Origin of the sequence: Pseudomonas sp. ICMP 3272, from assembly GCF_001466905.1 — a bacterium.
Lineage (GTDB): Bacteria > Pseudomonadota > Gammaproteobacteria > Pseudomonadales > Pseudomonadaceae > Aquipseudomonas > Aquipseudomonas amygdali.
The window spans coordinates 49,696-71,597 of the sequence record NZ_LKEK01000039.1; the positions used below are offsets into that span (position 1 = coordinate 49,696).

Below are 21,902 nucleotides of genomic sequence, written 5' to 3' on the forward strand. Positions count from 1 at the left end.
TGACACCCCTTAGAAATAACCCTGACGTTTCTTTTCTTCCATCGAGCCGGCACCGTCATGGTCAATGACCCGGCCCTGGCGTTCGGAAGTTCGTGTCAGCAGCATTTCCTGAATGATGTCGGTCAGGCTGGTCGCTTCGGACTCGACAGCGCCGGTCAGCGGATAGCAGCCCAGTGTGCGGAAACGGACCTTTTTCTTGACGATGCGCGACTTCTCTTCATCGGTGAGATGCTCGAGGATGCGCTCGTCGTCGATCATGATCAGCGTGCCGTTCTTCTCGATCACGTCGCGCTCGGCGGCGAAGTACAGCGGCACGATCGGGATGCCTTCAAGGTAGATGTACTGCCAGATGTCCAGCTCGGTCCAGTTGGAGAGCGGGAATACACGGATCGACTCGCCTTTGTTGACGTTGCCGTTGTAGACATTCCACAGCTCGGGGCGCTGGTTTTTCGGGTCCCAGCGGTGCTTGCTGTCGCGGAACGAATAAACGCGTTCCTTGGCCCGGGACTTCTCTTCGTCGCGTCGGGCACCGCCGAAAGCGGCATCGAAACCATGCTTGTCGAGCGCCTGCTTCAGGCCCTCGGTCTTCATGATGTCGGTATGTTTGGCGCTGCCGTGGGTGAAGGGGTTGATGCCCTGCGCCACGCCATCGGGATTGATGTGAGTGATCAGGTCCAGGCCCATTTCCTCGACCATCTTGTCGCGAAAACGATACATCTCCTGGAATTTCCAGCGAGTATCGACGTGCATGACCGGGAATGGCAACTTACCGGGGAAAAATGCCTTGCGCGCCAGGTGCAGCATCACGGCCGAATCCTTGCCGATCGAGTACAGCATCACCGGGTTATCGAACTCGGCAGCGACCTCGCGGATGATGTGGATGCTTTCCGCCTCCAGCTGTTTCAGATGCGTCAGTTTGTCAACCATGGCTACTCACGGATTGCGTTCGTTATGGACCGGGAAACCCCGGGGCGGCCTGCGGGCCGTATTCGAGCCGCGCACTTTAACATGCGTGATATCGCTAATCAGCGATGCAACTAGACCGAAACGATCTATGCATATGCCCTGCCGTTTGATGGATCAGATCGGGTTCGGGCAGTCGATGAAGATATGCTCGAGCGCAAAGCGTCGGGCCAGATAATCACCCAGGGCCTGAACGCCATACCGCTCGGTGGCGTGATGACCGGCCGCGATGAAGCTGATGTCGTTCTCCCGCGCGCTGTGGAATGTCTGCTCCGACGCTTCGCCACTCAGGAAAAGATCGACGCCTTCCAGCACTGCCTGATCAATGTAGTTCTGACCGCCACCGGTGCACCAGCCTACACGGCGAATCATCTGCGAGCCTTCGATGAGCAACGGCTCACGGCCCAGCGCATCCTGTACGCGACGGGCAAAATCCCGCGGGGTCATGGGTTCGGACAACGAACCGATCAAGCCGACCACTCGCGAATTTTCGGGATCCAGCGGGCCTTCGACAGTGATGTCCAACTGACGCGCCAGCTGCACGTTATTGCCTACTTCGGGGTGCACATCCAGCGGCAGGTGATAGGCAAGCAGGCTGATGTCGTGCTTGAGCAGGGTTTTCAGGCGGCGCTGCTTCATACCGACCACGCAAGGATTTTCGCCTTTCCAGAAATAACCGTGATGGACCAGAATCAGATCAGCCTGAGCCTCTACGGCAGCGTCCAGCAATGCCTGGCTGGCGGTCACGCCGCTGACGATACGCATCACTTGAGGCCGGCCCTCGACCTGCAGGCCATTAGGGCAATAATCCTGAATCCGGGCACTGCTCAGATAGCGGTCGGCTTCTTCGACCAGGGTGCTCAGGGCAACAGCCATAAAAGACTCCTAAATATGCAGTTCAGAGCTGCGTTGTACTCGTATAATGCCCGCCATTATGGCGCACCCGTGGCAAAACTTTCTGCGCCCGCAACCATCAGGACTTGTTAAATGTTCAAGGCACTGCGTTTTTTCGGCTGGCCATTGCTGGCTGGCGTGCTTATCGCCCTGCTGATTATTCAGCGCTATCCGCAGTGGGTCGGCCTGCCGAGCATGGATGTCAATCTGCAACAGGCTCCGCAGACCACCAACGTCATGCAAGGTCCGTCGTCCTATGCCGATGCGGTCATTGCCGCAGCGCCCGCGGTGGTCAACCTCTACACCACCAAAATGGTCAACAAGGGCAACAACCCGCTTTTCGAAGACCCGCAGTTCCGGCGCTTCTTCGGCGACAACACGCCCAAGCAGAAGCGCATGGAGTCAAGCCTTGGCTCTGGCGTCATGATGAGCCCCGAAGGCTACATACTGACCAATAACCACGTCACCACCGGCGCGGACCAGATCGTGGTGGCACTGAAAGATGGCCGTGAAACCATTGCCAGAGTTATCGGCAATGACCCGGAAACCGATCTGGCAGTGCTCAAGATCGACCTGAAAAACCTTCCGGCAATCACCATCGCACGCTCTGACGGCATTCGCATCGGCGACGTTGCACTGGCCATCGGTAACCCGTTCGGGGTCGGTCAGACCGTGACCATGGGCATTATCAGTGCCACCGGACGCAATCAACTGGGCCTCAATACCTACGAAGACTTCATCCAGACCGACGCGGCCATCAACCCCGGCAACTCGGGCGGTGCACTGGTGGACGCCAGCGGCAACCTGATCGGTATCAATACCGCGATCTTTTCCAAGTCCGGCGGCTCGCAGGGCATCGGCTTTGCCATTCCGACCAAGCTGGCGATGGACGTCATGAAGTCGATCATCGAACACGGTCAGGTCATTCGTGGCTGGCTGGGCATCGAAGTTCAACCGCTGACCCAGGAACTGGCCGAGTCGTTCGGACTGAAGGATCGTCCGGGCATTGTCGTCGCGGGTATCTTCCGCGATGGACCGGCGCAGAAAGCCGGTCTGCAACTGGGTGACGTGATCCTGAGCATCAATGGCGAACCCGCTGGCGACGGTCGTCGCTCGATGAATCAGGTGGCGCGTACCAAACCCAAGGACAAGATTGCTATCGACGTGATGCGCAACGGCAAGGAAATGCGCTTGAGCGCCGAGGTCGGCCTGCGCCCGCCACCTGCACCGACACCTGCCGCAGCGCCCGAGTGATGCGCCAGTACCTGAAAGTGCGGTACAGCACAGATATGTGACGCCGGGAATAAAGGGCGTCCGGGCCTCTGCCCGGGGGGCGTGGGGGGAGCGAGCTTGCTCGCGAAGGCGGATTACCTGATCAATGGATTTTCAGCGGCTGAACGGACCTCTTCGCGAGCAAGCTCGTTTCCCATAAGACTTGCGTATCACGATGAGTCCTCCGCGTAGACAGGCCGTTCCGGGCGCTCTGCGTCCGATCTTGAGTGACAGCGCAAGGCCAGCCCGTATTCGGGCTGACCGGTCCGCGTCTCAGATGTCGCTCAACCCTTCCAGCAACGCCTGATGCTGCTCTGGCGTGCCGATGCTGATACGCAGGAACTGGGCGATTCGCTGCTGTTTGAAGTGACGGACGATGACGCCCTGCTCGCGCAGTTTGGCGGCCAGTGCTGCGGCATCGTGTTGCGGGTGGCGAGCGAAGATGAAGTTGGCTGCCGATGGCAGCACTTCGAAGCCTTTGCCCTGCAACTGTTCGACCAGCGCCTCGCGGCTTTCGATGACCTTGTTGCGCGTCGACTCGAAGTGCTCGCGGTCCTCGAAAGCTGCCGCACCACCCACATTGGCCATACGGTCCAGCGGATAGGAGTTGAAGCTGTTCTTGACCCTCTCCAGCGCTTCGATCAGATCAGGATGCCCCACCGCCAGGCCGACACGCAGACCGGCCAGCGAGCGCGACTTTGACAAGGTTTGAGTGACCAGCAGGTTCGGGTAGCGATCAACCAGCGTGATCGCGGTCTCGCCACCGAAGTCGATGTACGCTTCGTCAACGACGACCACTGAATCCGGGCTGGCCTTGATAATCTGCTCGACCTTGTCCAGACCGAGCAGGCAACCGGTCGGCGCATTCGGGTTGGGGAAGATGATCCCGGCATTGGGTCTGGCGTAGTCTTCGGCACGAATCTGGAACTGATCGTCCAGAGCGATCATTTCGTAATCGATCCCGTACAGACCGCAGTAGACCGGATAGAAGCTGTAGCTGATGTCCGGAAACAACAGCGGCGCATCGTGCTGAAACAAGGCGTGAAAGATATGCGCCAGCACTTCGTCTGAACCGTTGCCCAGGAACACCTGATTGGGCTGCACCTTGTAGTAATCGGCGACAGCGTGCTTGAGCAGGTCGCTGTTGGGGTCCGGGTACAGACGCAAGTCGTCGGTCAGCGCGGCACGCATGGCCTCGACAGCCTTGGGCGACGGGCCATACGGGTTTTCATTGGTATTGAGTTTGACCAGCCTGGTCAGCTTCGGCTGCTCGCCCGGCACATAAGGCACCAGACCGCTGACGAAAGGGCTCCAGAATTTGCTCATTATTTGCCGTCCTCTGTATTGCCTGCTTTCCAGTCGGGATCAGTAATTCGATATTCAGCACTGCGGGCATGGCCGCTCAGGGATTCGCCACGAGCCAGCACCGACGCTGTCTTGCCCAGCTCGGACGCACCCTGCGGCGAGCAGTAGATGATAGACGAGCGCTTCTGAAAATCGTAAACGCCCAGCGGCGAGGAAAAACGCGCCGTGCCGGAGGTCGGCAGTACGTGGTTGGGACCTGCGCAATAGTCGCCCAGTGCTTCGGAGGTGTGGCGCCCCATGAAGATCGCACCCGCATGGCGGATCTGCGGCAGCCAGGCTTCTGGATCGGCGACCGACAATTCAAGGTGCTCGGGCGCGATGCGATTGGCAACTTCGATGGCTTGCGCCATGTCTGCCACTTTTATCAAAGCGCCGCGACCGTTGATCGACGTTTCGACGATGGCCGCGCGCTCCATGGTTGGCAGCAGACGGGTGATGCTGGCCGCGACCTTGTCGAGGAATTCGGCATCCGGACTGACCAGAATGGCTTGGGCATCTTCGTCGTGCTCGGCCTGGGAGAACAGGTCCATGGCAATCCAGTCGGGATCGGTCTGACCGTCACACACCACCAGAATCTCGGAAGGACCGGCGATCATGTCGATCCCGACCTGACCGAATACGTGGCGCTTGGCGGTGGCCACATAAATATTTCCGGGGCCGACAACCTTATCGACCTTCGGCACGCTTTCCGTGCCATAGGCCAGTGCTGCCACAGCTTGCGCACCGCCGATGGTGAACACCCGGTCGACACCCGCAATACAGGCAGCGGCCAGCACCAGCTCGTTGATCTCACCACGCGGTGTCGGCACGACCATGACCACCTCGGTCACGCCCGCCACTTTGGCCGGAATGGCATTCATCAATACCGAAGACGGGTACGAGGCTTTGCCACCGGGCACATACAGGCCTGCACGGTCCAGCGGTGTGACCTTCTGGCCCAGCACCGTGCCATCGGCCTCGGTGTAGCTCCAGGAATCCTGTTTCTGCTTCTCGTGATAGCTGCGCACACGCTCGGCGGCTTTTTCCAGTGCCTCGCGTTGAACCGGCGTGATGCGGGTCAACGCCAGCTCCAGACGCTCGCGAGGCAGGATCAGGTCGGCCATCGACGCGACCTGCAGCCCGTCAAACTTCTGGGTGAACTCGACCAACGCCGCGTCGCCGCGCTCACGTACCGCCTTGATGATGTCGAGCACGCGCTGGTTGACCGAGTCGTCAGACACGCTTTCCCAGCTCAGCAGGTGATCCAGATGTCGTGCGAAATCCGGGTCAGCAGCGTCGAGTCGGCGAATTGCAGTGGGCGTGGTCATAGCGGGGGCCTCAATAATTGGCGGATGCTCAGGAGCCTAAAGCTACCAAGCTATCCGCGCAGGCACCTGAGAAATTTGGCTATGACACGGATAGCTGGACGCAACTCAACGTTGCGTGGATGAATCAGCTACGGTGTCGCGACTCCACTGCCTTGCGCAGGGTGTCGATGAGGGCCTGAATGCGTGCGTGCTGCATCTTCATGGAAGCCTTGTTGACGACCAGACGCGAGCTGATGGTAGCGATCAGTTCCTGAGGCTCAAGGCCATTGGCTCGCAAGGTGTTACCGGTGTCGACCACGTCGATGATCTTGTCTGCCAGACCAATCAGCGGTGCCAGCTCCATGGAGCCGTACAGCTTGATGATGTCGACCTGACGACCCTGCTCGGCGTAGTAACGCTTGGCAACGTTGACGAACTTGGTCGCCACACGCAGACGGCCCTTGGGCTCGACCGCACCGATGGCACCGGCAGTCATCAGCTTGCACTTGGCAATTTGCAGGTCCAGAGGCTCGTAAAGGCCCTGGCCGGTATATTCCATCAACACATCCTTGCCCGCGACGCCCAGATCGGCGGCACCATGCTCGACATAGGTCGGCACGTCGGTGGCACGCACGATCAACAGGCGCACGTCGGCCTGGGTCGTGGGGATGATGAGCTTGCGGCTCTTGTCCGGATTCTCGGTCGGCACGATGCCCGCTTCAGCGAGAAGCGGCAGGGTGTCGTCAAGAATGCGGCCCTTGGACAGTGCGATGGTCAACATGGGAAACGTAAGTCCTTATCAGGAAACTTTTGTCACGACGCAAGCGGCGCGTGACAACCCCCAGGCCTGTTCGGCCTGAAGTGAAACGAATCAGAAATCACACCCGCGACAGAACAGGCGGCCCCGATGCCACTGGCATCAGGGCCGCGCGCTACTAGCCCGGAACGCGGCGGATCTTGGCGCCCAGCATTTGCAGCTTCTCTTCGATGCACTCGTAACCACGGTCGATGTGGTAGATGCGGTCGATCAGCGTGTCGCCCTGGGCAACCAGCGCCGAGATCACCAGACTGGCCGATGCCCGCAGGTCGGTCGCCATGACTGGCGCGCCCTTGAGCATTTCGGTGCCGGTGACAATGGCAGTGTTGCCTTCAACCTGGATCTGAGCGCCCATGCGGTGCATTTCATACACGTGCATGAAACGGTTTTCAAAGATGGTCTCGATGACCGCTCCCGTACCTTCGGCAATCGCATTGAGCGAGATGAACTGCGCCTGCATGTCGGTCGGGAACGCTGGATACGGCGCGGTACGCACGTTGACAGCCTTCGGACGCTTGCCGTGCATGTTCAGCTCGATCCAGTCTTCACCGGTCGTGACTTCGGCACCGGCTTCCTGAAGCTTGAGCAGCACCGCTTCAAGGATGGTCGGATCAGTGTCCTTGACCTTGACGCGACCACCGGTAACGGCAGCGGCTACCAGGTAGGTGCCGGTCTCGATACGGTCAGGCATGACCTTGTAGGTGGCCGGGCCCAGACGTTTGACGCCATCGATAGTGATGGTGTCGGTGCCTGCGCCGTGAATTTTTGCACCCATCGCGATCAGGAAGTTGGCCAGATCGACAACCTCGGGCTCGCGCGCAGCGTTCTGCAGAACGCTGCGGCCGTTGGCGAGGCTGGCGGCCATCATGATGTTTTCAGTACCGGTCACGCTCACGGTATCGAAGAAGAAGTGGGCACCACGCAAGCCACCCTCGGGTGCCTTGGCCTTGATGTAGCCACCCTCGACATCGATGATCGCGCCCATCGCCTCAAGACCACGGATATGCAGATCAACCGGACGCGAACCAATGGCACAGCCACCTGGCAGCGCCACTTCGGCCTCACCGAAGCGAGCGACCATCGGACCCAGTACCAGAATCGACGCACGCATGGTTTTCACCAGTTCGTACGGAGCGACCAAAGTCTTGATGGTGCGCGGGTCGATCTCGACGCTGAGCTTTTCATCGATCACAGGCTCAATGCCCATGCGACCGAACAGCTCGATCATGGTGGTGATGTCGTGCAGGTGCGGCAGGTTCTGAACAGTAACCGGCCCATCAGCCAGCAACGTGGCGGCAAGGATCGGCAAGGCAGAGTTCTTTGCCCCGGAAATGCGAATTTCGCCATCAAGACGAACGCCGCCGGTAATAATCAATTTATCCATTAGAGTCTCGACACCAATTTGGCTCAGGAACGCTCGGCCCATGCAGCGCGGCTGAAAAATTTCATGGTCACCGCGTGGATGCTGCCATCGGCAATCCAGGGGTTCAGATGGGTATAAATCTGTTGCTGACGCTTGACCGGACTCAGGCCGGCCAACTCGTCGCTGATGATATTCAGCTGGAAGTTGCAGCCTTCGCCTTCGACTTCCACCTTGATTTCCGGCAGCTTTCCTTCAAGGAAGCTTTTAACTTCTACGGCCTGCATGCTTAACCTCGATCGGCGCTGTACGCGCGCGGGTCGGCCATCATACAAAAAAGCCCATGTTATGCGAAGCCCGACAAGCAGGTCCCGGATAAAGGGCTTCTTCGATGACGCCTGTCAGTGGGTGTCCAGTAGCTCGGTCAGACCTGATACACGGGCTATCTGACGCATGTCTTCAGGCAGCGAGCGGACGGTGATCGACTTGCCTGCTTCCTGTGCATCACGCATGAACGCCAGCAGCAGGGCAAGGCCCACGCTGCTGGACTTCTCGACGCCCGAGCAATCGAGTGTCAGATCGGCCAGATCACCCGACTTGATCAGTGCCGCACCCTGCTTGCGCAACTGCGGCCCGGTGCGGTAATCCAGCACACCGATCAGCCTGAGCTCGCCAGGCCCGACGAGACGGACGGCGGACTCTGTCATTGTGCAGGCTTCTGCGCAGCGTCTACGGTGGATTTGGTCTTGGCAACTTCGCCAGCCCAGTTGTTGATGGTGGTGTCCAGGTCGTTGCCATTACGCTGCATGGCGTCGGCGAACTGATCACGGAACAGTTTGCCGATATTGATACCGTTGATGACAACGTTACGCACCTTCCACTCGCCGTTCAGCTTGACCAGCGTGTAGGAAACCGGATAAAGCGCGCCGTTGTTGCCTTTGACCTGCATATCCACGCTGGTACGGTCATCACCTTCGTCCTTGGCAGGTGCTACGGTGATGCCCTGGTTGTTGAACTCAAGCAGCGCGTTACCGTAGAACTGCATCAGGCTGCGCTTGAAGTTTTCTTCAAAGCGCTTCACCTGCTCAGGCGTCGCCTTGCGGGAGTACTTGACGGTCATGATGCTTTTGGAAATGCCATCGGCATCGACGACCGGACCGACAATACGGTTCAGCGCATCATAGAACGCACTCGGATTGGACTTGTACTGCTCACGGTTGGTAGCCAGATCGCTCAACAGTTCCTTGGTGGTACGCTCCACCAGATCGTGAGCTGAGGGCGTTGCCGCAGCGTTGGCCAGCATCGGCAAGGTGGCCAGCAATATCAACAGACCACGGCGCAGGATAGAGATCATTTAAAGCTCCTTACTTGGCTTACTTGGCGTCTTTGCTTACGGTATTGAGCAGGAATTTCCCGATCAGGTCTTCCAGCACAAGCGACGACTGCGTGTCATGAATGGTTGCACCGTCTTTGAGCAGCTTGTCATCGCCACCGACGCTGAGACCAATGTACTTCTCACCCAGCAGGCCAGCAGTCAGGATCGACGCCGTGGAGTCGGAAGGCAGGTTATCGACCTTCTTCTGTATCTCCAGCGTGACGCGACCGGTGAAGGTGTCGTGATCCAGATCGATCGCCGTCACCTTGCCGATTGTGACGCCAGCCATGCTTACCTTGGCTCTGACAGTCAAACCGGCAATATTGTCGAAGTAGGCATAAAGTTTATAGGTGTCGGTGCTCGCACTGGTGCTCAGACCACTGACTCGCAGGGCCAGCAGGAGCAGAGCCAGTATCCCGGCCAGCAGGAACAGACCGACTCCGGTTTCGATGGCGCGGTTTTGCATCAGAAATCTCCAAACATCAAGGCGGTCAAAATAAAGTCCAGTCCCAGCACGGCCAACGAGGCATAAACGACGGTTCTGGTCGTCGCCCGGCTGATCCCCTCGGAAGTAGGATCGCAATCGTACCCCTGGAAAACGGCAATCCACGTCACTACGAAGGCAAATACGACGCTTTTGATCACCCCATTGAGCACATCGTTCGTGAAAGAAACGCTGTTCTGCATGTTCGACCAGAAAGAACCGTCATAGACGCCCAGCCAATCGATCGCTACCCAGGAAGCGCCCCAGATACCGACCACACTGAAAATCATTGCCAGAATCGGCATCGAGATGAAACCTGCCCACAGGCGTGGCGCAACGATGTACTTGAGTGGATCGACACCGATCATCTCAAGGCTCGACAGCTGCTCGGTGGATTTCATGTTGCCGATCTCGGCGGTCAGCGCAGAACCTGCACGCCCGGCGAACAGCAGGGCTGTAACCACAGGCCCCAGCTCACGCAGCAGGGTCAGTGCGACCATCTGGCCGACCGCCTGCTCGGAACCGTATTTGGTCAGAATGCTGAAGCCCTGCAGAGCCAGCACCATGCCGATGAACATGCCGGACACCACAATGATGACCAGCGACATGACACCCACCGAATACAGCTGCCTTACCAGCAGTTGAAAACTGCTGCCCGCACCGCCGCGGCCAAGCAGGGCGTTTACCAGAAACAGACCGGAACGACCCAGAACAGTAACAATATCAATGGCCGAACGCCCCAACAGGCGTACCCGGTCCATCAGTGACTTATTGCGCATCAGCGCTTCCCCAATAGATCTTCGCGAAAATCCGGCGCCGGATAGTGGAACGGTACAGGGCCATCAGGCTCGCCGGTCATGAATTGACGAATGCGTGGGTTGTCCGAGGACATCAGTTCCTCGGGCGTGCCCTGCCCCAGCACCTGCCCGTCGCCCACTACATAGAGATAGTCGGCAATGCTCGCTGTCTCGCTGAGGTCATGGGACACCACGATACTGGTGATGCCCAATGCATCGTTGAGCAAGCGGATCAGGCGTACGAGCACGCCCATCGCAATCGGGTCCTGCCCGACAAAGGGCTCGTCATACATGAGAATCTGCGGATCGAGAGCGATGGCCCGGGCCAGCGCGACACGACGCTTCATGCCACCCGAGAGTTCATCGGGCATCAGTTCGACCGCACCGCGCAGGCCCACAGCCTGAAGCTTGAGCAGCACGATGTCGCGGATCATTTCTTCCGGCAGTTCAGTGTGCACGCGCAAGGGAAAAGCGACGTTTTCGAAAACGTCCAGATCGGTAAACAGTGCTCCGCTCTGAAACAGCACGCCCATCTGCTTGCGAGCATCGAACAGATCACTGCGCGACAGCTCCGGCAGGTTCTGGCCATTGACCCATACCTGCCCTTCGCTCGGACGCAACTGAGCTCCCATCAAGCGCAGCAAGGTAGTCTTGCCACAACCGGACGGCCCCATGATCCCGGTGACCTTGCCACGTGGAATACGAATATCAACGTTATTGAAAATGCTGCGCGTACCGCGTTTGAAAGACACACCTTTCAACTCGACCGCATAGGCGTCATCAGGACTCATCTAAACTCCTTGCGATACAGCCTCCGCCCTCAGCCGTCGGTTCTTGGAGGCCGACCAGCTGTCCAGGCGCGCCGAACAGGCCGCGAACTATACCACCGCCGCCACCCGCCCCCAAGAAGAGAACCGAGCGGTTCAGGTAATCGTTGAATTATTCTGTACCACAATGTTATGGCATCAGGCGTGGATACAGACCCTCAAGCGCGTAGGAAATTCGTTTAAAAACAACACAACGACGATCAGACGTGAGGGAATCGTTCATTACCGCTATAATCGCCGCCTTTCAGCAGGCTGACCCTTTCCAGACATGAACCAATCCAGTGACCTGATCCAATCGGCGCAACGCACCATTCGCCTTGAGATAGAAGCCATACAAGGCTTGCTTGAACGTCTTGACGGCGATTTTGTGCGCGCGTGCGAAATGATCCTCGCCAGCAAGGGCCGAGTCGTTGTGGTCGGTATGGGCAAGTCCGGACACATCGGCAACAAGATCGCCGCCACGCTGGCAAGCACGGGTACTACCTCTTTTTTCGTGCACCCGGCTGAAGCCAGTCATGGCGACATGGGCATGATCACGCGCGATGACATCATTCTGGCCCTGTCGAACTCCGGCAGCACCCACGAGATCGTGACCCTGCTGCCGCTGATCAAGCGTCTGGGCATAAAGATGATCAGCCTGACCGGCGACCCCGAGTCCGTTCTGGCCAAGGCTGCAGACATCAATCTCAACGCCCACGTCGTGCATGAGGCCTGCCCGCTCAATCTGGCACCGACCTCTTCGACCACCGCGGCACTGGTCATGGGCGACGCTCTGGCCGTGGCGCTGCTGGACGCACGGGGTTTCACCGCTGAAGACTTTGCATTCTCCCATCCGGGCGGAGCGCTGGGTCGTCGCCTGCTGCTCAAGGTTGAGAATGTCATGCACTCCGGCGACGCACTGCCCAGCGTTCAACGCGGCACCCTGCTCAGGGATGCGCTGCTGGAAATGACCCGCAAGGGCCTGGGCATGACCGCGATTGTCGAAGCTGACGGCACATTAGCCGGTATCTTCACCGACGGTGATTTGCGCAGAACGCTGGACCGCCCTGTCGATATTCGCCAGACCATCATTGATGAAGTCATGACCCTTCATGGCAAGACGGCCCATGCAGAAATGCTGGCCGCCGAAGCGCTGAAAATCATGGAGGACAACAAAATCAGTGCGCTTGTTGTCGTAGACCAGTACGACCGGCCGGTTGGCGCTTTCAACTTGCAGGATCTTTTGCGCGCAGGCGTCATGTAATGGAAACCGAAACGATGACCCAGGACCTCATGCAGCGCGGCAAGGCTATCAAGCTGGCCGTTTTCGATGTCGATGGCGTACTGACCGACGGCCGCCTTTATTTCATGGAAGATGGCAGCGAGATCAAGACATTCAACACCCTCGACGGCCAAGGCATAAAAATGCTGATAGCCTCAGGCGTCACAACAGCCATTATCAGCGGCCGCAAGACTGCGATAGTCGAGCGCCGGGCAAAGAGCCTGGGCATTGAACACCTGTTTCAGGGACGTGAAGACAAGCTGGTGGTACTCGACAAACTGCTCGCAGAACTCCAGCTTGATTACGAACAAGTCGCCTATCTGGGTGATGATCTGCCAGACTTGCCAGTCATCAGGCGTGTCGGTCTGGGCATGGCGGTTGCCAATGCCGCAAGTTTTGTACGCGAGCATGCACACGGAATAACCAGGGCGCGAGGCGGCGAAGGTGCGGCACGCGAATTCTGCGAACTGATTCTGAGTGCGCAAGGCAACCTTGAAGCGGCTCACTCCGTCTATTTATAGAAGCCATTATGTTCACTAAAAAAATTCGCAAGTTCCTGCTGCTCGGGGTACTGGCGCTGCTGCTGGCAGCGGTCGGTTACTGGAATATCAGCCCGGAAAGCTTTATGGATCAGCCGGTATCGACCGTTGACGACACGGTCATCGACTACTATGCAATCAATGCGCACAGCGTGCAGTACCTGCCCGATGGCACGCTCCAGTACGACATGACCTCCGACAAGGTCGAGCACGTAAAAGCCACTGACGTGACCCTGTTGACCACGCCCGACCTGCATATGTACCGCGGCGGCGAGTTTCCATGGCACGTACAGAGCAAGAAAGGCGAAGTTTCGTCCGGCGGCGACCAGGTCGAGCTGATCGATTCCGTTCGTGTCGAGCGTACTGATGAAAAACAACGTACGACTATTATCACTACCAGTCGTATGACCGTATTCCCTCAGAAGCAATATGCGCAGACCGAGCAAGACGTTAGAATCGACGGCGCCGGCGGTGTGACTACGGCCAAGGGAATGAAAGCATATTTGAAAGACAGCAGGATGGACCTGCTGTCCAACGTAAGAGGACAGTATGAGGCTCGTTAAAACTCTTCCTTTATTGCTCGGCCTGGGCGCAGCACTGGGAAGCGCGAGCGCCTGGTCCCTGCCAACCGACCGCGATCAGCCGATCCACATCCAGTCTGACGATGCTCAGCTCGATGACAAGAAAGGCGTAGCAACCTACAAGGGCAACGTCATCATCACCCAGGGCTCGATGAAGATCACCGGTAACACTGTGACGATCACGCGTAATGCCCAGGGCGAAGTGGATGTGTTCACCTCTGTCGGCAATCTGGCCTATTACGAGCAGAAGCCTGCCGTAGACAAACCGATTGTGCAGGCCTATGCCGTCACTATTCAGTACTACGCCGGGCAGGACCGTATCGTCCTCATCGACAAGGCCAAGGTCATCAATGATGGCAATACTTCCGAAGGCGAGAAAATCGTCTATGACACGGTCAGACAGGTCGTCAGCGCCGGTCGGGCCAATGGCGGTGCCAAGGTGACCACACCACGTCCGCGTATCGACATGGTCATCCAGCCGAAAAAGAAAACCGACCAACCTCAGAAGGCCCAGTAAATGGCGACGCTCAAAGCCCAGCATCTGGCTAAAAGCTACAAAAGCCGGCAGGTCGTGCGCGATGTGAGCATTTCCATCGACAGCGGCCAGATCGTCGGCCTGCTGGGCCCCAACGGTGCCGGCAAGACTACCTGCTTCTACATGATCGTAGGTTTGGTCCAGGCTGATCAGGGTCGCGTGCTGATTGACGATCTGGATGTCAGCCATCAACCCATGCACGGTCGCGCCCGAGCCGGCATCGGCTACCTGCCGCAGGAAGCCTCGATTTTCCGCAAGCTGTCAGTGTCCGACAATATCATGGCGATTCTCGAGACCCGCAAGGAACTCGATGCCGGAGCACGCCGCAAGGAGCTCGAAAGCCTTTTGCAGGAGTTTCACATCACCCACATTCGCGACAACCTGGGCATGAGCCTGTCGGGCGGCGAGCGCCGCCGTGTTGAAATTGCTCGCGCCCTGGCCACTGCGCCGAAATTCATCCTGCTGGATGAACCGTTCGCAGGCGTAGACCCTATTTCGGTAGGTGATATCAAGCAGATCATTCACCACCTCAAGGCCAAGGGTATCGGCGTGCTGATCACTGACCACAACGTCCGTGAAACGCTGGACATCTGCGAAACTGCCTACATCGTCAACGATGGACAGCTGATCGCAGAAGGCGATTCCGAGACCATTCTGGCGAATCAACTGGTGAAAGAGGTCTACCTCGGCCACGAATTCCGCCTTTAATCGACTGCCCTTTGCGCTTGGCGGCCGATTGATGCCAGTGCAGTGTGTTGACAATATTTTATTTGTCATATCACTCTAGGCAAAGGTACAGGTTTCAGGCATATAATTTGCTTAAGTTGGCGCTCCGGCGCCTGTAGTAGATGGCGCATGCGCGCCGGCGAATAAGGTGTTTAGCCCCTGCCATGAAACCATCGCTAGTCTTGAGAATGGGCCAGCAGCTGACGATGACACCGCAGCTGCAACAGGCAATCCGCTTACTCCAGCTTTCCACACTGGACCTCCAGCAGGAGATCCAGGAGGCGCTGGAGTCAAACCCCATGCTGGAAAGGCAGGAAGAAGGCGACGACTTCGACAACTCCGACCCGCTTGCCGACAACATCGAACAAAAGCCCAATCCCGACGTTCAAGAGCCGACTTATCAGGAATCCGCACCCACTGTGGATAACCTTGAAGATGGCGAATGGAGCGAGCGCATTCCCAATGAGCTGCCTGTCGATACCGCCTGGGAAGACATTTACCAGACCAGCGCCAGCAGCCTGCCAAGCAACGATGATGACGAGTGGGACTTCACCACACGCACGTCTGCAGGCGAGAGCCTGCAAAGCCACCTGCTGTGGCAGTTGAACGTCGCTCCGATGTCCGACAAGGACCGCCTGGTGGCAGTCACGCTGATCGACTGCATCAATAACCAGGGCTATCTGGACGAAACCCTCGATGAAATTCTCGAGTCTTTCGATCCCGAGCTGGACATCGAGCTCGACGAAATCGAAGCCGTACTGCACCGCATCCAGCAGTTTGAACCGGCAGGCATCGGTGCCCGAAACCTGAGCGAATGCCTGCTCCTGCAACTGCGCCAGTTGCCAGCGAAAACACCCTGGCTGGCGGAAGCGCAACGACTGGTCACCGACTACATCGACCTGCTGGGAAGCCGCGACTACGGCCAGTTGATGCGGCGCATGAAGATCAAGGAAGACGAGCTGCGCCAGGTCATCGAGCTGGTCCAGAGCCTCAACCCGCGCCCTGGCTCACAAATCGAATCCACAGAAGCCGAGTACGTCATTCCCGATGTAATCGTGCGCAAGGACAATGAGCGCTGGCTGGTCGAGCTCAATCAGGAGTCCGTACCGCGCCTGCGCGTCAATCCGCAATACGCAGGTTTTGTGCGCCGGGCCGATACCAGCGCAGACAACACGTTCATGCGCAACCAGTTGCAAGAGGCGCGCTGGTTCATCAAGAGCCTGCAAAGCCGCAACGAGACACTGATGAAGGTCGCCACCCAGATCGTCGAGCATCAGCGCGGCTTTCTTGAGTACGGCGACGAGGCGATGAAGCCGCTTGTTCTGCACGACATTGCCGAGGCAGTGGGCATGCATGAGTCGACCATCTCGCGCGTGACCACCCAGAAGTTCATGCACACGCCACGCGGCATTTACGAGCTGAAATACTTCTTCTCGAGCCATGTGAGCACTTCCGAGGGCGGTGAATGCTCGTCCACGGCAATTCGCGCAATCATCAAAAAACTGGTTGCGGCGGAAAATCAGAAAAAGCCGTTGAGTGATAGCAAGATCGCTGGTTTACTGGAGGCACAAGGCATTCAAGTAGCCCGTCGCACAGTCGCCAAGTACCGCGAGTCACTCGGGATAGCGCCTTCCAGTGAGCGTAAGCGGCTGATGTGATGCAGGCCCAGCCACAGCGTCCCAGAGACAGGCGCCATGCCTGTCTCTTTATGCACTGGCAAAGGAGAAAGCTGTATGCAAGTCAACATCAGTGGACACCAACTGGAAGTGACCAAACCCCTTCGTGAATACGTTGAGCTCAAGCTCAAAAAGCTCGAGGGGCATTTTGACAAGATTACCAACGTGCAGGTCACGATGACGGTCGAAAAGCTCAAGCAGAAGATCGAAGCCACGTTGCACATCCATGGTGGAGAGGTCGTTGCCAATGCTGAACATGACGACATGTATGCTGCCATCGACCTGCTCACTGACAAGCTAGACCGACAATTGCTCAAGCATAAGGAAAAGCAGCAAAGCATCCTCAAAGGTGCGGCCGCTCGCTAACGCCCATTTAAATGATCCGAATCGAAAATATCCTGACCCCCGACCGCTCCCTTGTGAACGTGTCGGGTGGCAGTAAAAAGCGTGTACTCGAAGAAATTGCCAAACTGATCGGTCGTAAAGTACCGGGCATGGCTTCGGGCACAGTATTCGCAAGTCTTGTTGCCCGCGAAAAACTGGGTTCAACCGGTTTCGGCCACGGTATTGCCATCCCTCATTGCCGCCTTGCTGACTGCAGCGAGCCTGTCAGTGCAGTCATTCACCTCGCTACCCCCGTGGATTTCGACGCCATCGATGGCGCGCCGGTTGACCTGCTGTTTGTATTGCTGGTCCCGCAGGCTGCTACCGATGAGCACCTGGAGTTACTGCGCCAGATCGCCAGCATGCTTGATGACAAAGATGTGCGTAAGCGCCTGCGCAGTGCCAAAAGTGCTGAAGCGCTTTATCAAGTGGTGCTGGACGTGCAGAACGGAAACTGAACATGCGCATGATCATCGTCAGCGGCCGTTCCGGCTCGGGTAAAAGTACAGCCCTCGACGTGTTGGAAGACAACGGTTTTTACTGTGTCGACAACCTGCCGGCCGGATTGCTGCCGGAACTGGCCGAGCGAGCGCTGATCAATACTGAACTGGCCGAGCCCTTGCTGGCGGTGTCCATCGATGCGCGAAACCTGCCCAGTCACCTGACCCGCTTTCCGCAAATGCTGGATGAAGTCCGCTCACGCAACATCCAGTGCGACGTGCTTTACCTGGATGCGGATGAAGCAACCCTTCTCAAGCGCTTCTCGGAAACCAGGCGTCGTCATCCTTTGAGCACGGCAGATCGTTCGCTGGCCGAGGCGATACGCGACGAGACAACGCTGCTGGGCCCGATCATCGACCTGGCCGACCTGAAGATCAACACCACCCACCTGAACCTCTATCAGTTGCGCGACGCGCTCAAGCTTCGCCTGCTGAACAAACCCGAGCCAGGCACCGCGTTTCTGATCGAATCCTTTGGTTTCAAGCGTGGCATGCCCGTCGACGCAGATCTGGTGTTCGATGTGCGCTGCCTGCCCAACCCGTACTGGAAGCCTGAACTGCGCGACCATTCCGGGCTTGAACAACCGGTTATCGACTACCTGTCGGTGCAGCCCGATGTTGAAGAGATGTTTCAGGACATCTTCGCTTATCTGAACAAATGGTTGCCCCGGTTTGCAGCCAGCAACCGTTCTTACGTTACCATTGCCATCGGCTGCACCGGCGGACATCACCGCTCCGTCTACTTGACCGAACGGCTCGGCCAGGTCTTGCAACAATCACTCAAGAACGTTCAGGTTCGCCACCGCGACCTTAGCTGAAAGGATTTTCACTGCGATGCCCGCTCGTCAAATCACCATCATCAACAAATTGGGCCTGCATGCCCGCGCTGCCGCCAAATTCGTCGGCGTCGCAGGCAAGTTCCCTTGCACGATCAGGGTTGGCCGCTCTGAGCAGACCATGGTCGATGGTAAAAGCATCATGGCCGTGATGATGCTGGCGGCAGGCAAAGGCACCGAGATCCATCTGAAAACCGAAGGCGAATTCGAGCAGGAAGCGCTCGATGGCCTGGTTGAACTGATCAACAACAAGTTTGATGAGGGCGAGTAAGCCCTCAAACACGCCCCTTCGATGATCACCAGCAGTGCATCTGCAACCAGCTCAAACCGTGAGCAATCAGTAACGCCATACCGGCCAACAGCAGCCCGGTGCCTACAACGAGCCGCAACAACCGCACACTGCTGATAGCGAATATTCCTGAGCGCATAAGCTGCCTTGGGCCCGGTTACTGGAGTCAGACCAGAGCGGCCTGATAACGTCGAGACACTTCATCCCAATTGATCACGTTGTAGAACGCGTTGATGTATTCGGGGCGACGGTTCTGATAGCGCAGGTAGTAAGCGTGCTCCCATACGTCCAGACCCAGAATCGGCGTATTGCCATTCATCAACGGGCTGTCCTGATTACCGCTGCTTTCAACCACCAGCTTTTTGTCAGGGGTGACGCTCAGCCATGCCCAGCCGCTGCCGAAACGAGTCAATGCGGCTTTGGTAAACGCCTCTTTGAAGCTGTCGTAGCCGCCCAGCTGCTCGTCGATGGCCAAGGCGACAGGGCCTTTTGGCAAACCGCCCCCGCCTGGCACCATTACCTCCCAGAACAACGAATGATTCGCGTGACCGCCACCCTGGTTGATGACCGCCGGACGCAGGTTTTCAGGCAACTGCTTGATGCTGGCCACCAGTTTCTCGACGGACCAGTCAGCAAACTCCGTACCTTCGACCGCCGCATTAAGGTTGTTGATGTAGGTCTGGTGATGCTTGGTGTAATGGATCTCCATGGTTTGCGCATCGATGTGCGGCTCCAGGGCATCGTATGCGTAAGGCAATGCAGGCAAGGTATAAGGCATTTCAATGTGCTCCGTAGAAAAGTCCGGAAGTGGCTGCCGAGTGGCGCTGCAACGATGAGCGCGTGTGCTCGCTGCTGCTGTTCAGCAACCGATGAGTGCGCGGGTATTCGCCGTGTTCACTGATAAAGCTCAGCAACTCGGCGTAGGTTTTGCTGCTGTGGCGTAAGGCTGCCTCACGGAGCGCCGGAGGAAGACGCTGATCCTGCATGGTCCGCAACAGATGTTGATGAATGGCACACAGGTATTCGGCGCTTTCCTCAGGCTGACCGAGGCTCAGGTGCAGGTCCGCCAGGTTGTGGTGAGAAATCACACAGGCTGCGACGGCTTCGTCGACATCCGCCCAACGCTCGAACAACACTTGCGCCAACGCCAGCGCCTGAAGGTACAGCTCGCGGGCTTCGACCCACTCGCCCAGATTGAAACAGCGATTGGCCTGCTCGATGGTGCGTTTCCAATGCTGCATGGTCATACCTCCAGGGGACGTTGGCTGGCTGGAATCAAATACCGCCAGCGGTGAGTTTTTCAGGGTTGAGCAACACTTCCAGTTCGCTGCGTTGCAAATCGGTGTGCTCAAGGGCGACGTCAATGATCGGACGGCCCTGCTTGTAAGCGGTCTTGGCAATTTCGGCGGCTTTCTGATAGCCAATGATCGGGTTGAGGGCCGTCACCAGAATCGGATTACGCGACAGCGCTTCCTTGAGCTTGGATTCATTGACCTTGAAGCTCGCAATCGCCTTGTCAGCCAGCAGCCGACTGGAGTTGGCCAGCAGCTCGATGCTGCTGAGCAGGTTCTGGGCGATGATCGGCAGCATCACGTTAAGTTCGAAGTTGCCAGACTGCCCCGCCACGGTAATCGTCGCGTCGTTGCCAATCACCTGCGCGGCAACCATGGCGGTGGCTTCCGGAATGACCGGGTTGACCTTGCCCGGCATGATCGATGAGCCCGGCTGCAAAGCCTCCAGCTCGATCTCACCCAGCCCTGCCAGTGGCCCCGAATTCATCCAGCGCAGGTCGTTGGCAATTTTCATCAGCGACACCGCCGTGGCTTTGAGCTGGCCGGATACCGCAACTGCGGTGTCCTGCGAACCGATCAACGCGAACAGGTTCTTGCCGGGCGCGAATTGCATACCGGTCAACGTGCTCAACTGACGACTGAAACGAGCCGCAAATTCGGGATGCGCGTTGATCCCGGTACCGACTGCGGTGCCGCCCTGCGCCAATGATTGCAGACTCGGCTGGAGACCTTGCAGATGCTCGACGTTGGCGCGAATCTGCTGTGACCAGCCGTTGAGCACCTGGCTCATGCGCACGGGCATGGCGTCCATCAGATGTGTACGGCCGGTCTTGACGAAGGCATGGACCTGCTCGGCTTTGTGTTCGGTCACTTGCACCAGATGGGCCAGCGCAGGCAGCAGTTGTTCGTGCAGGGCCAGTGCAGCGCTCACATGAATCGTGGTCGGGATGATGTCGTTGCTGCTCTGCCCGCAGTTGACGTGGTCATTGGGATTGACCTCTTCGCCCAGCACGCGCGTGGCCAGCGTGGCGATCACCTCGTTGGCGTTCATGTTGGTACTGGTGCCGGAACCGGTCTGAAAGATATCGACCGGGAAATGCGCCATGTAGTCACTGGCCAGCAGGTCCTTCACGGCACTGACAATCGCCCTGCTCTGCCCCTCGCTGATCTGCTCCAGCTCCAGGTTCGCCTGCGCTGCGGCCGCCTTGGCCAGCAACAGGGCGCGAATGAATTGCCGGGGCATACGTTGATGGCTGATCGGAAAGTTTTCCACCGCACGCTGAGTCTGCGCGCCGTAAAGGGCCTCGGCCGGGACCTGTAGCTGGCCCATGCTGTCGCGTTCGATACGGGTATTACTCATCGCAATGTCCTTGCACCAGTTCAGAGAGGGAAATCGAGGGCTGTAGCACGCAGGTCGCCAGTTGATGAACACAGGCTTGCCAGCGCTGACGCCGCGCAGGCGTGGAGGCGATTGCCTGTAAATCACGCAGCGGACGCCAGGCCTGATCCAGACACAGGCAGCGCCAGTGCCACGGCAATGCCGTATCGCGTGCGGTGTCTATCAAAAGACGGAAAGTGGTTTCGGCAATCATGGGCTGGGGCGTGGCGGTAAAACGCGCCAGATAGCGCCCTTCGGCGAGGTAATGCTCGATCAGCCGAGGCTCGTCGGGCTCAAGGGCGCAACGAATCCGCAGACTCAATCCACGCCAGTTTTCCAGATAAGACAGCTCGTGCAGAACAGACCCCATGACCGCAGCTCATTTTAGAAATGATATTCATTATTAAATGAGATATGAACTCAATACAAGAGCGCAGATTTTCGGGATCGGGCCTTAAAGTGATA

Annotated in this window: 27 protein-coding genes; 11 read left to right on the forward strand and 16 right to left on the reverse strand. The window is 57.9% G+C overall.

The features are described 5' to 3' along the window. Window positions 1-9 precede the first annotated feature (9 nt). A complete protein-coding gene (cysD, locus tag AO068_RS06630) occupies window positions 10-927 on the reverse strand; it encodes a sulfate adenylyltransferase subunit CysD (protein WP_002555071.1) in 918 nt (305 codons plus the stop codon). Between the two features lie 153 nt (window positions 928-1,080). After that, entirely contained in the window at window positions 1,081-1,839 is a 759-nt protein-coding gene (locus AO068_RS06635; protein WP_058400710.1) for a Nif3-like dinuclear metal center hexameric protein, read from the reverse strand. 111 nt (window positions 1,840-1,950) lie between these two features. Here AO068_RS06635 and algW point away from each other — a divergent pair, with 111 nt between their 5' ends. After that, a complete protein-coding gene (gene algW / locus AO068_RS06640; protein ID WP_058407953.1) occupies window positions 1,951-3,111 on the forward strand; it encodes a Do family serine endopeptidase AlgW in 1,161 nt (386 codons plus the stop codon). A gap of 291 nt (window positions 3,112-3,402) precedes the next feature. Here algW and hisC read toward each other — a convergent pair whose 3' ends face one another. The 10 genes from hisC to AO068_RS06690 form a co-directional block, all read right to left on the reverse strand. Continuing rightward, on the reverse strand, window positions 3,403-4,455 hold the full coding sequence (gene hisC, locus AO068_RS06645; protein ID WP_058407954.1) for a histidinol-phosphate transaminase: 1,053 nt from the start codon (window positions 4,453-4,455) through the stop codon (window positions 3,403-3,405). Beyond that, a complete protein-coding gene (gene hisD, locus AO068_RS06650; RefSeq protein WP_003400252.1) occupies window positions 4,455-5,801 on the reverse strand; it encodes a histidinol dehydrogenase in 1,347 nt (448 codons plus the stop codon). The genes hisC and hisD overlap by 1 nt, the downstream gene beginning before the upstream one ends. A 124-nt stretch (window positions 5,802-5,925) precedes the next feature. Next, window positions 5,926-6,561, reverse strand: coding sequence for an ATP phosphoribosyltransferase (gene hisG, locus AO068_RS06655; protein ID WP_002555077.1), 636 nt, complete (start codon window positions 6,559-6,561; stop codon window positions 5,926-5,928). A 154-nt stretch (window positions 6,562-6,715) separates the two neighbouring features. Then, window positions 6,716-7,981 (reverse strand): UDP-N-acetylglucosamine 1-carboxyvinyltransferase, encoded by a 1,266-nt coding sequence (gene murA / locus AO068_RS06660; RefSeq protein WP_058400834.1) that lies wholly within the window; start codon window positions 7,979-7,981, stop codon window positions 6,716-6,718. A gap of 23 nt (window positions 7,982-8,004) precedes the next feature. Further along, entirely contained in the window at window positions 8,005-8,244 is a 240-nt protein-coding gene (locus AO068_RS06665) for a BolA family protein (protein WP_002555079.1), read from the reverse strand. A gap of 114 nt (window positions 8,245-8,358) precedes the next feature. After that, entirely contained in the window at window positions 8,359-8,664 is a 306-nt protein-coding gene (locus AO068_RS06670) for an STAS domain-containing protein (RefSeq protein WP_005744995.1), read from the reverse strand. Further along, a complete protein-coding gene (locus tag AO068_RS06675) occupies window positions 8,661-9,311 on the reverse strand; it encodes an MlaC/ttg2D family ABC transporter substrate-binding protein (RefSeq protein WP_058400705.1) in 651 nt (216 codons plus the stop codon). The genes AO068_RS06670 and AO068_RS06675 overlap by 4 nt, the downstream gene beginning before the upstream one ends. 19 nt (window positions 9,312-9,330) lie before the next feature. Beyond that, window positions 9,331-9,798, reverse strand: coding sequence for an outer membrane lipid asymmetry maintenance protein MlaD (gene mlaD / locus AO068_RS06680; RefSeq protein ID WP_002555082.1), 468 nt, complete (start codon window positions 9,796-9,798; stop codon window positions 9,331-9,333). Continuing rightward, window positions 9,798-10,595, reverse strand: a complete 798-nt coding sequence (gene mlaE, locus AO068_RS06685; RefSeq protein ID WP_002555083.1) for a lipid asymmetry maintenance ABC transporter permease subunit MlaE — start codon at window positions 10,593-10,595, stop codon at window positions 9,798-9,800. Before mlaE ends, mlaD begins: the two co-directional genes overlap by 1 nt. Beyond that, window positions 10,595-11,404 (reverse strand): ATP-binding cassette domain-containing protein, encoded by an 810-nt coding sequence (locus AO068_RS06690; protein WP_004656592.1) that lies wholly within the window; start codon window positions 11,402-11,404, stop codon window positions 10,595-10,597. Before AO068_RS06690 ends, mlaE begins: the two co-directional genes overlap by 1 nt. 304 nt (window positions 11,405-11,708) lie before the next feature. On the opposite strand from AO068_RS06690, the gene AO068_RS06695 reads away from it, so the two are divergent. The 10 genes from AO068_RS06695 to AO068_RS06740 all read left to right on the forward strand — a co-directional run bounded on the left by AO068_RS06695 (window position 11,709) and on the right by AO068_RS06740 (window position 18,749). Then, a complete protein-coding gene (locus tag AO068_RS06695; RefSeq protein WP_005734538.1) occupies window positions 11,709-12,683 on the forward strand; it encodes a KpsF/GutQ family sugar-phosphate isomerase in 975 nt (324 codons plus the stop codon). Beyond that, a complete protein-coding gene (locus tag AO068_RS06700) occupies window positions 12,683-13,222 on the forward strand; it encodes a KdsC family phosphatase (protein ID WP_058400704.1) in 540 nt (179 codons plus the stop codon). The genes AO068_RS06695 and AO068_RS06700 overlap by 1 nt, the downstream gene beginning before the upstream one ends. An 8-nt stretch (window positions 13,223-13,230) precedes the next feature. Beyond that, entirely contained in the window at window positions 13,231-13,803 is a 573-nt protein-coding gene (lptC, locus tag AO068_RS06705; protein WP_002555087.1) for an LPS export ABC transporter periplasmic protein LptC, read from the forward strand. Next, window positions 13,790-14,338: a lipopolysaccharide transport periplasmic protein LptA gene (gene lptA / locus AO068_RS06710; RefSeq protein WP_002555088.1), complete on the forward strand. Its 549-nt coding sequence runs from the start codon at window positions 13,790-13,792 to the stop codon at window positions 14,336-14,338. The genes lptC and lptA overlap by 14 nt, the downstream gene beginning before the upstream one ends. Continuing rightward, window positions 14,339-15,064: an LPS export ABC transporter ATP-binding protein gene (lptB, locus tag AO068_RS06715; protein ID WP_002555089.1), complete on the forward strand. Its 726-nt coding sequence runs from the start codon at window positions 14,339-14,341 to the stop codon at window positions 15,062-15,064. Between the two features lie 182 nt (window positions 15,065-15,246). Further along, entirely contained in the window at window positions 15,247-16,740 is a 1,494-nt protein-coding gene (locus AO068_RS06720; RefSeq protein WP_058400703.1) for an RNA polymerase factor sigma-54, read from the forward strand. A gap of 75 nt (window positions 16,741-16,815) precedes the next feature. Then, window positions 16,816-17,124 (forward strand): ribosome hibernation-promoting factor, HPF/YfiA family, encoded by a 309-nt coding sequence (gene hpf / locus AO068_RS06725; RefSeq protein ID WP_002555091.1) that lies wholly within the window; start codon window positions 16,816-16,818, stop codon window positions 17,122-17,124. A gap of 11 nt (window positions 17,125-17,135) precedes the next feature. After that, window positions 17,136-17,600 carry a PTS IIA-like nitrogen regulatory protein PtsN gene (gene ptsN, locus AO068_RS06730; protein ID WP_057403086.1) on the forward strand — a complete coding sequence of 155 codons (465 nt, stop codon included), beginning with the start codon at window positions 17,136-17,138 and terminating at the stop codon, window positions 17,598-17,600. A 2-nt stretch (window positions 17,601-17,602) separates the two neighbouring features. Further along, window positions 17,603-18,460, forward strand: a complete 858-nt coding sequence (rapZ, locus tag AO068_RS06735) for an RNase adapter RapZ (RefSeq protein ID WP_002555093.1) — start codon at window positions 17,603-17,605, stop codon at window positions 18,458-18,460. A 16-nt stretch (window positions 18,461-18,476) separates the two neighbouring features. After that, window positions 18,477-18,749: an HPr family phosphocarrier protein gene (locus AO068_RS06740; RefSeq protein WP_002555094.1), complete on the forward strand. Its 273-nt coding sequence runs from the start codon at window positions 18,477-18,479 to the stop codon at window positions 18,747-18,749. A 184-nt stretch (window positions 18,750-18,933) separates the two neighbouring features. Here AO068_RS06740 and AO068_RS06745 read toward each other — a convergent pair whose 3' ends face one another. The 4 genes from AO068_RS06745 to AO068_RS06760 are packed head-to-tail and all read right to left on the reverse strand — an operon-like array spanning window position 18,934 to window position 21,807. Then, window positions 18,934-19,545, reverse strand: a complete 612-nt coding sequence (locus AO068_RS06745; protein WP_058400702.1) for a superoxide dismutase — start codon at window positions 19,543-19,545, stop codon at window positions 18,934-18,936. Window position 19,546: 1 nt separating this feature from the next. After that, window positions 19,547-20,008, reverse strand: coding sequence for a tetratricopeptide repeat protein (locus AO068_RS06750; RefSeq protein WP_005744988.1), 462 nt, complete (start codon window positions 20,006-20,008; stop codon window positions 19,547-19,549). A gap of 34 nt (window positions 20,009-20,042) precedes the next feature. Continuing rightward, entirely contained in the window at window positions 20,043-21,419 is a 1,377-nt protein-coding gene (locus AO068_RS06755; RefSeq protein WP_058407955.1) for a class II fumarate hydratase, read from the reverse strand. Continuing rightward, window positions 21,412-21,807, reverse strand: a complete 396-nt coding sequence (locus tag AO068_RS06760; RefSeq protein ID WP_005744985.1) for a hypothetical protein — start codon at window positions 21,805-21,807, stop codon at window positions 21,412-21,414. Before AO068_RS06760 ends, AO068_RS06755 begins: the two co-directional genes overlap by 8 nt. Between the last annotated feature and the right edge of the window lie 95 nt (window positions 21,808-21,902).